We start from the raw sequence: 9,226 nt of genomic DNA on the forward strand, positions 1-9,226 counted from the left end.
CACCGTGAAGACCACACCCATGAGAGCGTTCCGACATGCGTCCGTGTCGGCCGTCGGACTCCTTCTCCTCTCCGCCTGCGGCTCGTCCGGCGACGGCACCACCGGGCAGGCCGCCGGAGCGGAGAGCTTCGAAGGCCGCGGCCCCATCACGTACGTGGCCGGCAAGGACACCACCGGCGCGGTCCAGCCCATGCTCGACCGCTGGAACAAGCTGCACCCGAAAGAGAAGGTCACCTTCATCCAGCTGCCGACGGACGCCGACGCGCAGCGCCAGCAGATGATCCAGAACGCGGAGACGAAGTCCGACGCCTACACGGTGCTCGGTGGGCGCGCCGGCCACCTGGGTCCCGTCCAACCACGACGTCGTACGCCACCCCAGCCGCTACGGCCGCAGGAGCCCCGCCAAACGCTGGGTGGCCAACGAGCCCTACCGGGCCGAAGGCCCCCTGGACCTCGGCCTGGGCACCCTCCGCGCCCGCGCCGCGGCCCTCCTCATGCTGGCCCTTCCCGGCGGCGCCTACGTCTACCAGGGCGAGGAACTCGGCCTGCCCGAGGTCGAAGACCTGCCCGAGTCCGTCCTGCAGGACCCCATCTGGGAGCGCTCCGGCCACACCCAGCGCGGACGCGACGGCTGCCGGGTCCCGATCCCCTGGACCGGCCGCAGCGCGCCGTACGGCTTCAGCCCGGACGACGCGACGGCCGAGCCCTGGCTGCCCCAGCCTGCCGAGTGGGCTGAGCGCAGTGTGGCTGCCCAGACCGGCGATGACGCCTCGATGCTGGAGCTGTACCGCACGGCCCTGCGCCTGCGCCGGGAGCACCCGGCCCTCGGCGACGGCACCATGGCCTGGCTGGACACCCCCGACCTGGTTCTCGCCTTCCGCCGCGAACCCGGCTTCATGTACGTGGCCAACCTCTCGGCCGAGCCGTATCCGCTGCCCGACCACCGTGCCGCCTTGCTCACCAGTGGTCCCGTCAGGGGCGGCGTACTGACACCGGACCAGGCGGTCTGGCTGGCGGTGTGACGATCGGCGGCAGCGCGACGGAGGACGGGGGCACCAGCCCGGGCTGGATCATGTCCGGCCCGGGCCGGACTGCGAGGCTGGTCTGCCGGTACAACTGTCGGTGGCCTGGCCGTGGGGCATGGGTCGTGGGTCATGGGTCATGGGTGATCAGCGTCCGAAGACCGGGCGAAAGGCGTTCCGCACGCCGGACTTGGACGTGGAGACGAACTGGTCACCAGGCCCCAGGTCGTACATGTGGTACTCGTAGCGCAGCATGCTCGGGCAATTGCTGCCCCCGGCCTCGACCGAACGCGGGTCGAGGCGCTTGCCGGTGCGCAGTTCGTAGATCCTGAGGGGGATCCTCACCTTGTGGAAGGTCACCTGGTGGAGTAGGTACCGGGACTTCTTGTCCTCGTAGGAGCACGTCTGCACGGCCGCTCCGTTCTCCGCCTCGTCAGCGCAGACCACGAGGCCGGCCTTGGCCGGGTCGCCGGTGCGCCAGAAGCCGGGGAGCCGGCCGGTGTACTCGGAGTCGCCGAGGAACAGGGCGCGGCCGGAGCCCTTGCGGTAGGGCGGGGCGCCGCTGCACTTCGCCGGCCGAGCCGCGACTGTGGCACCACCCCGATGGCCACTCCGGCAACGCTCGCCTCGCACCCATGTGACGCCCCTCTCCACACCCTGATCCGGCTCCCGTCCGCCCTACCGACGCCGGCCGGCGGACTTGGCTGCGGTCCTCCCCCGTTGCCATGGTGGTGCCAACTCCACCTCATTCAGGGGGTGGACGCCATTCCTCCACCGTGGGCCTGCTCGGATACTGGGCCCATGACCAATTCAACGGTGCTATCGGTAGACCCGTCGAGGCAAGGAGAACGACAGAAGCAGCACAGGGGAAGCGACTTCTCAGAATTGTCGAGGCGCATAGCCGAGGCCGGGCTTCTCCGACGCCGTCCGCTGTATTACACGGTACGTTTCGGACTGGTCGCCCTCGCTCTCGCGGGGTGCGTCGGCGCGTTTCTCGCACTGGGTGACAGCTGGGGCCAGCTATGGGTCGCCGTCGCCCTGGCCCTTGTCTTCGGCCAGCTCGGACTGGCCGCCCACGACCTCGCCCACCGGCAGGTCTTCTCCCGCCGGCGACCCAGCGAGGTGGGCGGACTACTGGTCGCCGACCTGTTGCTGGGCATGAGCTACGGGTGGTGGATGAACAAGCACACCCGGCATCACGCGAATCCCAATCACGAGGGGAAGGACCCGGACATCTCGCCGGACATTCTCGTCTGGTCGCGTCGGCAGGCACGCAATGCCAGGGGCCTGCCGCGTTTCATCGGAAAGCACCAGGCCGCACTCTTCTTTCCTCTGCTGACCTTGGAAGGTTTGAACCTGAGCTTCAGCAGCTTCCGGGCCCTCAAGTCACCGTCGGTGAAAAGGCCTGCTCTTGAGGGCACGCTGCTCCTGGCACATTTCGTGGTGTATTTCGGCGGCCTGTTCGCCGTCCTCTCCCCCGCCAAGGCGTTGCTCTTCCTCGCCGTCCACCAAGGCCTGTTCGGGGTCTACCTCGGTTCGGTGTTCGCACCCAACCACAAGGGCATGCCGGTGATCGAGGAGGGGACACGGCTGGACTTCCTGCGCCGCCAGGTCCTCACCTCGCGCAACGTGCGGGGCGGCGCGCTGGTCGATGCGTTCATGGGCGGGCTCAACTACCAGATCGAGCACCACCTCTTCCCCAGCATGCCGACACCTGCACTCGCCAGGGCGCAGGTCATCACCGAGCGGTACTGCGCAGAGCTGGACATCCCGTACCACGGGACCGGCCTGATCGCCTCGCACCGGGAGGCCCTGCGCCATCTCAGGAGCGTCGGCGAACCGCTGCGCGCCCCGGCGGAGCGCCGACCCAGTTGACGGTCCGGCTGCGATCGCCCAAAGGATGCCGGGCTCTTTCGGTGGTCGCAGGAGGCGAGTGTCCCCGTGAGCGCGAGCGCTGGTGGTCATAGGTCTCCTCTGCCGGGTTGGTGATGCCTGCCGTGTTCTCGACCGACAGCAGGGAGTTCTGCCGTCCGGAACCGAGCCAGCGCACCAGGGCCACCAGGGCGAGGGCGAGGACCGCGACGGCGATGAGGATCGCACTGACCGCGGTCACGCTGGGATCGATGTCGAAGGTGAGGGAGTTGTAGACCTGCACCGGCAGGGTGATGGTGCCCACGGAGGACAGGAACTGGGAGATGTAGAACTCGTCGAAGCTGGTGATGAAGGAGAAGATCGCGGCGGCGATCATGCCGAGGGCGGCGAGGGGGAAGGTGATCCGTCGGGCGATCGTCATGCGGCCCGCACCTATGCTGGCCGCGGCGTCCTCCAGACGTTCGTCGATGCCGCGCAGGGTCGCGATCAGGATCAGCACCGCGATCGGTGGGGCCAGCACGGTGTGCCCGAGGGCGATGGCGAGCGGGCTGCCCAGCATCGCGGCGGGTTCGAAGAGCAGGAACAGGCCGAGTGCGGTGACGATCTGCGGGATGAGCAGCGGTCCGAGGACCAGGGCGTAGACCGCCGAGCGCAACGGCAGTTCGCCGCGGGTCAGCGCGGTCGCCGCGGTCACCCCGATGATCAAGGAGAAGACGGTACTCAGGGCGGCGATGAGGGCGCTCAGGGAGAGCGCGGCCGGCCATTTGCTGCCGTCGGCGAACAGCGCCTTGTACCAGTTCAGCGTCCAGACCTCGGGCGGGAAGGCGGCGAAGGCGTTGCTGCTGAAGGAGGTGACGAGGATGACGACGATCGGCAGCGCCAGGAACAGCAGGATCACGGTGGCGACCGCGGTCAGGGCGATCCGCCCGGCGACGGTCTTGCGCAGGTCGAGCAGGTCAGTCGAATGGACGGCACGCGGCACGAACTGGTCACGCCGCGCGGGACCGTCCGGGCCGACCAGGTGCTGGTCGCGACCAGCGGCTACACCAGCAGGCCGTTCCGCTGGCACCAGGTCAGGATCGCTCCGGTCGGCAGCTTCATCATCGTGACCGAGCCGCTGGGCAAGGACGTCTGCGACACACCGCTGCCGAACCGGCGGATGGCGTCGAACTCGTTGAACCTGTTGAACTACCTCCGCATCACTCCGGACCAGCGGCTGCTGTTCGGTGGCCGAGCCCGGTTCGCCATGTCCAACCAGCAGTCGGACGCGAAGAGCGGGCGCATCCTGCACAAGGCGATGACCCAGGTCTTCCCTCAGCTCAGAACGCGCGCGTCGACTACTGCTGGGGCGGCCTGGTCGACATGAGCATGGACCGCATGGTGCACGCCGGCGAGCAGGACGGGCTCTTCTACTCGCTCGGCTACTCCGGCCACGGCGTCCAGATGGCCACCCACATGGGCAAGCAGATGGCCGACTGCATGAACGGCACCCCGACCGCCAACCCTTGGCGCGAACTGCCCTTCCGGCGGATCCCTGGCCACTTCGGCCTGCCCTGGTTCCTGCCCTTCGCTGGCGGCTACTACAAGTTCAAGGACCTCATCAAGTAGGCGCGAGACGGTCCTGGCCTGGAGTCCATGCTGCGAGGGGTACTGCAAGGGACCCTCACAGACAGGAGCCGCCCGCCGGCGCCCCCTCGGTCACGGTGGCGGCGGGCGTGCCGACGGCGATCTGCACGAGCGCCGGAGCGGGAGCACAGCAGCCGCCGGCGTCGGCCTGTCCGGCGACGGGGTCGTCGAACAGTCCTGCGCCGCCGCACACGCCGGTCTCCGGGAGGGTGAGTTCGACACGGTCGGCGGACTCGAGGTCGCCGGCGATCGCCGCGGTGACGGAGCGGACCTGCTCGTAGCCGGTCATCGCCAGGAAGGTCGGGGCGCGGCCGTAGGACTTCATGCCGACGAGGTAGACGCCGGGTTCGGGGTGGGAGAGCTCGCGGTGGCCGTGCGGGTAGACAGTGCCGCACGAGTGCTGGTTCGGGTCGATCAGCGGCGCCAGCTCGACCGGCGCTTGAAGGCGCTCGTCCAGGCCCAGGCGCAGCTCCTCCAAGAAGGACAGATCGGGGCGGAGGCCGGTCAGAACGATCACCTCGTCGACCGGGTCCAGGCGGCGTCCGTCATCACCGACCAGGACCAGGCGGCCGTCGTCCGCTCGCTCGATCGCCTCGGTGCGGAAGCCGGTGACCGCGTCCGCGTGGCCCTCGTCGACGGCGGCCTTCGCCGCCAGGCCCAGGGCACCGCGCGCCGGGAGCTGGTCGGCTTCGCCGCCGCCGAAGGTGGAGCCGGAGATGCCCCGGCGCAGGATCCACACCCCCTTCGCCCCCGCGCCGTCGTCCGACTTCGCGAGCTCGGCCAGGTAGGCGAGGGCGGTGAAGGCGGAGGCGCCGGAGCCGATGACGGCGGTGCGCTTGCCGGCGTACCGGGCGCGTACGGCGGTGTCCTTGAGGTTCGGGACCCGGTAGGTGATCCGGTCCGCGGCGGGCTTCTCGCCGAGGGCGGGAAGGCCGCTGCCGCCGGCCGGGGACGGCGTCGTCCAGGTGCCGGAGGCGTCGATGACGGCGCGGGCGAAGACGCGCTCCTCGCGGCCGTCGGTGTGGGCGATGTGCACGGCGAACGGCTGCTGGTCGCGGTCGGCGTCCACGATGCGGTCCCGGCCGGCTCGAGAGATGCCGGTGACGCGCGCTCCGGTGCGGACGTGGTCGCCGAGGAGGTCGGCGAGCGGCTGCAGGTAGAGCTCCGCCCAGTCGCCGCCGGAGGGGTAGGTCGCCGGGTCCGGGCGCGTCCAGCCGGTGGGGGCCAGCAGCTTTTCGGCGACCGGGTCGACGACCTCGCCCCAGGTGGAGAACAGGCGCACGTGCGCCCACTCGCGCACCGCGGCGCCGGCCTTCTGTCCGGCTTCCAGGACCAAGGGTTCGATGCCCTGGTCGAGAAGGTGGGTGGCGGCGGCCAGACCGGCGGGTCCGGCCCCGATCACGACGACGGGCAACTCGGTGGTGGCGGGCGCGTTCACGGCGACTCCTTGCGTGGTTCGACATCTGTCGATGACTCCGAGGCCCAGCATGGCACCTGCATCGATGAGCGTCAACATAGACAGATATCGATTCAAGAAGCGAACGCCTTGTGGAGCATGTCGAGGCCATCGGCCTCAGTGGAGGTCATTCCGGGCTCGCCGTCGCCCATGCCTTGCTCCGCCGGGGGCTGCTCCCGGTGGCGGTGGAGGCGTCCGGCCGCGCGCTCAGGTCGCGCCCGCGCCACTACGACAGCCTCACGCTGCTCTCACCCGCCGGTGCGGCTCACTGCCGGGGTCGAACACCTTGGGACCTCTCCACACTGGTTCGACGTATGTCAACATAGACGCATGTCGAATGCGAAGATACTGCCGCTGCTCGATACCACCGACGGTCAGGGTGTGGTGCCGTGCTGTCCGCCGCTCACAGAGCGCCCCATGAGTGCCGAGGAGGCCGAGACGGCAGCTCGGATGTTCAAGGCGCTCGGCGACCCCGTGCGGCTGCGTCTGTTCTCGGCCGTGGCCTCGCACGAAGGCGGGGAGGCGTGCGTCTGCGACATCTCCGACGTCGGCGTCTCCCAGCCCACCGTCTCCCACCACCTGAAGAAGCTCAAGGAAGCCGGGCTGCTCACCTCCGAGCGGCGCGGCACCTGGGTCTACTACAAGGTCGAGCCGTCGGTGCTCGCCGCGATGGGCAAGCTGCTGGCCATGCCCGCCGCGGCATGACGATCGGACGGGCGGAGTCGACTCCAGTCGGGCGTCCAGCCGCTGGACACGCGCGAGCGCATCGCCAAGCAGCACGGCCGCCGGCTCGACGCCGCCCCGGTCGAGCGCCGTAGCCCGCGCTTCGACTGATCCGGTGCCCAACGGCCGCTGTCGCTACGCCGCCCAGGTCGAGCGCCGCCGCCCGCTCTTCGACTGATCCGGTGCCCGGGCGACGGGCTTCACGGACTCAGATCGGGGCGCGCGAACACGTCCACGTGCTGTGTCACGGGGCCGTCGTCACCGTGCCGACGGCGAACTTCCGGCGCCAGGCGAGCGCGACGTAGACCAGTCCGATCAGCACCGGCACTTCGATGAGCGGGCCGACGACGCCGGACAGCGCCTGGCCGGAGGTGACACCGAAGGTGGCGATGGCGACCGCGATGGCCAGCTCGAAGTTGTTGCCCGCAGCAGTGAACGCCAGCGTCGTGGTGCGGTCGTAGGCCAGACCCAGGCCCTTGCCGAGGAGGAACGCGCCGAAGAACATGAGCGCGAAGTAGACCAGCAGCGGCAGCGCGATCCGGGCGACGTCCAGCGGCTGCGAGGTGATCGTCTTCCCCTGGAGGGCGAAGAGGATGACGATCGTGAACAGCAGCCCGTACAGCGCCCACGGGCCGATCTTCGGCAGCACCTTCGCCTCGTAGTCGGCACGGCCCATCTTCTGCTCGCCGATGCGGCGGGTGAGGAAGCCGGCCAGCAGCGGGATGCCGAGGAAGATGACGACGTTCAGCGCGATGTGCCAGACGGACACGTCCAGGCCCTGGCCGTCGCCGAGGTTCATCCAGCGCGGCAGCAGGTCGAGGTAGAACCAGCCCAGCAGGCCGAACGCGAGGACCTGGAACACCGAGTTCAGCGCGACCAGGACGGCTGCGGCCTCACGGTCGCCGCAGGCGAGGTCGTTCCAGATGATGACCATGGCGATGCAGCGGGCCAGGCCGACGATGATCAGGCCGGTGCGGTATTCGGGGAGGTCCGGCAGGAAGATCCACGCGAGGGCGAACATGACCGCCGGGCCGACGATCCAGTTGATGACCAGCGAGGAGATCAGCAGCTTGCGGTCGCTGGTGACGCGGTCGAGCTTGTCGTAGCGGACCTTGGCCAGGACCGGGTACATCATGACGAGCAGGCCGAGGGCGATCGGCAGGGAGATCCCGCCGACCTCGATCTTCGCGAGCGCGTCGTTCATCCCCGGGATCAGGCGGCCCAGGCCGAGACCGATGGCCATGGCGAGCAGGATCCAGACCGCGAGGTAGCGGTCGAGGGTGGAGAGCTTCTTGACGATCGAGTCGTCCCCGGCCGGGCCGGCGCCTTCGGTGGAGGCGGTGGTGGGCTCGGTGGAGGTCACGGGCAGGCCCTCTTGTTCTCGGAAGCGGTACGGGCGGAGGCGGCGAGCTCGGCGAACTGTTCGGACAGGCCGGCCAGGACCTCAGGCTTGAGGTTGTAGTAGGTGAAGCGGCCGCACGGCTCGGTCTCCACGATCCCGGCCTCGCGCAGCACCTTCATGTGGTTGGACAGGTTGGTCTGCTTGGCTCCTGTCTCCTCGACCAGGTGCGTCGTGCAGAGCGTCTCGCGCGCCAGCAGGGTCACGATCTTCAGGCGGAGCGGATCGCCCAGCACCCGGATCACATCAGCGTCGACTGAAGTCAGCATGCGCTGATACTGTCACATCATCACTCGCTGATACCAGCGGGGGCCGAAGTCATGGGCGGCTGGGTTCCGCCATGCGACGAGAGAGAACGATCACCATGGCTGACAAGCCGTCCGTCCTGTTCGTCTGCGTCCACAACGCCGGCCGCTCCCAGATGGCCGCCGCGTGGCTGACCCACTTGGCCGGAGATCGCGTCGAGGTCCGCTCCGCCGGCTCCGACCCCGGCGATCAGGTCAACCCGGCCGCCGTCGAGGCCATGGCCGAGGTCGGCATCGACATCTCCGCCGAGACGCCGAAGATCCTCACCATTGACGCGGTCCGCGAGTCGGACGTCTGCATCACCATGGGCTGCGGCGACACCTGCCCCGTCTTCCCCGGCAAGCGGTACCTCGACTGGAAGCTCGACGACCCGGCCGGGCAGGGCGTCGAGGCCGTCCGCCCCGTCCGGGACGAGATCAAGGCCTTGGTCGAGGGCCTGATCACCGAGATCGTCACGGCGAAACCCGAGGCGACGGGGTGAGCTGTGAACATGCGACACATTCGGCAACAGGTCCATCAGTCGGCTCGGTGCCTGCCGCGCTCCGTCGCCGTATGAGCGCTGGCGTTGTCGCGTGACCCGGGCGGGGGGGGGGGGGGGGGGGGGGCGCCCCCCGCCCCCCCCCCCCCCCCCCCCCCCCCCCCCCCCCACGCCGCCCCCCCCCCCCCCCCCCCCCCCCCCCCCCCCCCCCCGCCCGGCCCCCCCCCCCCCCCGGCCCGGGGGCGGCCCCACGACGAGGAACCCGGCGGTGAGTCCCGGCGCGACCCGCTTGGAGAGCCCGTCGACGACGTGGGTGAGGGCCGGGGCGTGCACGGCGAGCGGAT

10 protein-coding genes and 2 pseudogenes are annotated in these 9,226 nt (G+C 69.8%); 6 read left to right on the forward strand and 6 right to left on the reverse strand.

Features of this window, described 5'->3' with window-relative positions; all coding sequences use genetic code 11:
- Positions 1-320 precede the first annotated feature (320 nt).
- Positions 321-1,022: pseudogene (locus ACFY9S_RS38980) on the forward strand (DUF3459 domain-containing protein); the annotation flags it as partial.
- A gap of 147 nt (positions 1,023-1,169) precedes the next feature.
- On the opposite strand, the gene ACFY9S_RS38985 reads toward ACFY9S_RS38980, so the two are convergent.
- A complete protein-coding gene (locus ACFY9S_RS38985; protein WP_391138620.1) occupies positions 1,170-1,655 on the reverse strand; it encodes a hypothetical protein in 486 nt (161 codons plus the stop codon).
- Between the two features lie 168 nt (positions 1,656-1,823).
- On the opposite strand from ACFY9S_RS38985, the gene ACFY9S_RS38990 reads away from it, so the two are divergent.
- A complete protein-coding gene (locus tag ACFY9S_RS38990; RefSeq protein ID WP_391138622.1) occupies positions 1,824-2,897 on the forward strand; it encodes a fatty acid desaturase in 1,074 nt (357 codons plus the stop codon).
- On the opposite strand, the gene ACFY9S_RS38995 is transcribed toward ACFY9S_RS38990, so the two are convergent.
- Complete coding sequence (locus tag ACFY9S_RS38995; protein WP_391138624.1) at positions 2,845-3,876, reverse strand: ABC transporter permease subunit; 1,032 nt, start codon at positions 3,874-3,876, stop codon at positions 2,845-2,847. The two genes, ACFY9S_RS38990 and ACFY9S_RS38995, sit on opposite strands and share 53 nt — an antisense overlap.
- Here ACFY9S_RS38995 and ACFY9S_RS39000 point away from each other — a divergent pair.
- Both ACFY9S_RS39000 and ACFY9S_RS39005 read left to right on the forward strand, forming a co-directional pair.
- Positions 3,859-4,260 (forward strand): FAD-dependent oxidoreductase, encoded by a 402-nt coding sequence (locus ACFY9S_RS39000; protein WP_391138626.1) that lies wholly within the window; start codon positions 3,859-3,861, stop codon positions 4,258-4,260. The genes ACFY9S_RS38995 and ACFY9S_RS39000 overlap by 18 nt on opposite strands.
- A complete protein-coding gene (locus ACFY9S_RS39005; RefSeq protein WP_391138628.1) occupies positions 4,257-4,502 on the forward strand; it encodes a hypothetical protein in 246 nt (81 codons plus the stop codon). The genes ACFY9S_RS39000 and ACFY9S_RS39005 overlap by 4 nt, the downstream gene beginning before the upstream one ends.
- A gap of 55 nt (positions 4,503-4,557) precedes the next feature.
- Here ACFY9S_RS39005 and ACFY9S_RS39010 read toward each other — a convergent pair whose 3' ends face one another.
- On the reverse strand, positions 4,558-5,958 hold the full coding sequence (locus tag ACFY9S_RS39010) for an NAD(P)-binding domain-containing protein (protein ID WP_391138629.1): 1,401 nt from the start codon (positions 5,956-5,958) through the stop codon (positions 4,558-4,560).
- A gap of 348 nt (positions 5,959-6,306) precedes the next feature.
- On the opposite strand from ACFY9S_RS39010, the gene ACFY9S_RS39015 reads away from it, so the two are divergent.
- The gene (locus tag ACFY9S_RS39015; protein ID WP_391138631.1) at positions 6,307-6,681 is read left to right on the forward strand and encodes a metalloregulator ArsR/SmtB family transcription factor; all 375 of its coding nucleotides are present in this window, start codon (positions 6,307-6,309) and stop codon (positions 6,679-6,681) included.
- A gap of 262 nt (positions 6,682-6,943) precedes the next feature.
- Here ACFY9S_RS39015 and arsB read toward each other — a convergent pair whose 3' ends face one another.
- Together arsB and ACFY9S_RS39025 are read right to left on the reverse strand one after the other, a co-directional pair.
- A complete protein-coding gene (arsB, locus tag ACFY9S_RS39020; RefSeq protein WP_391138633.1) occupies positions 6,944-8,062 on the reverse strand; it encodes an ACR3 family arsenite efflux transporter in 1,119 nt (372 codons plus the stop codon).
- Positions 8,059-8,367, reverse strand: a complete 309-nt coding sequence (locus ACFY9S_RS39025) for a metalloregulator ArsR/SmtB family transcription factor (protein WP_391138635.1) — start codon at positions 8,365-8,367, stop codon at positions 8,059-8,061. Before ACFY9S_RS39025 ends, arsB begins: the two co-directional genes overlap by 4 nt.
- 95 nt (positions 8,368-8,462) lie before the next feature.
- On the opposite strand from ACFY9S_RS39025, the gene ACFY9S_RS39030 reads away from it, so the two are divergent.
- Complete coding sequence (locus ACFY9S_RS39030; RefSeq protein WP_391138637.1) at positions 8,463-8,885, forward strand: arsenate reductase ArsC; 423 nt, start codon at positions 8,463-8,465, stop codon at positions 8,883-8,885.
- Positions 8,886-9,071: 186 nt separating this feature from the next.
- Here ACFY9S_RS39030 and ACFY9S_RS39035 read toward each other — a convergent pair.
- Positions 9,072-9,226, reverse strand: a pseudogene (locus ACFY9S_RS39035) (PLP-dependent aminotransferase family protein); the annotation flags it as partial.

This window comes from Streptomyces sp. NPDC012474, assembly GCF_042955185.1.
In the GTDB taxonomy this organism is placed as follows: Bacteria; Actinomycetota; Actinomycetes; order Streptomycetales; family Streptomycetaceae; genus Streptomyces; species Streptomyces cahuitamycinicus.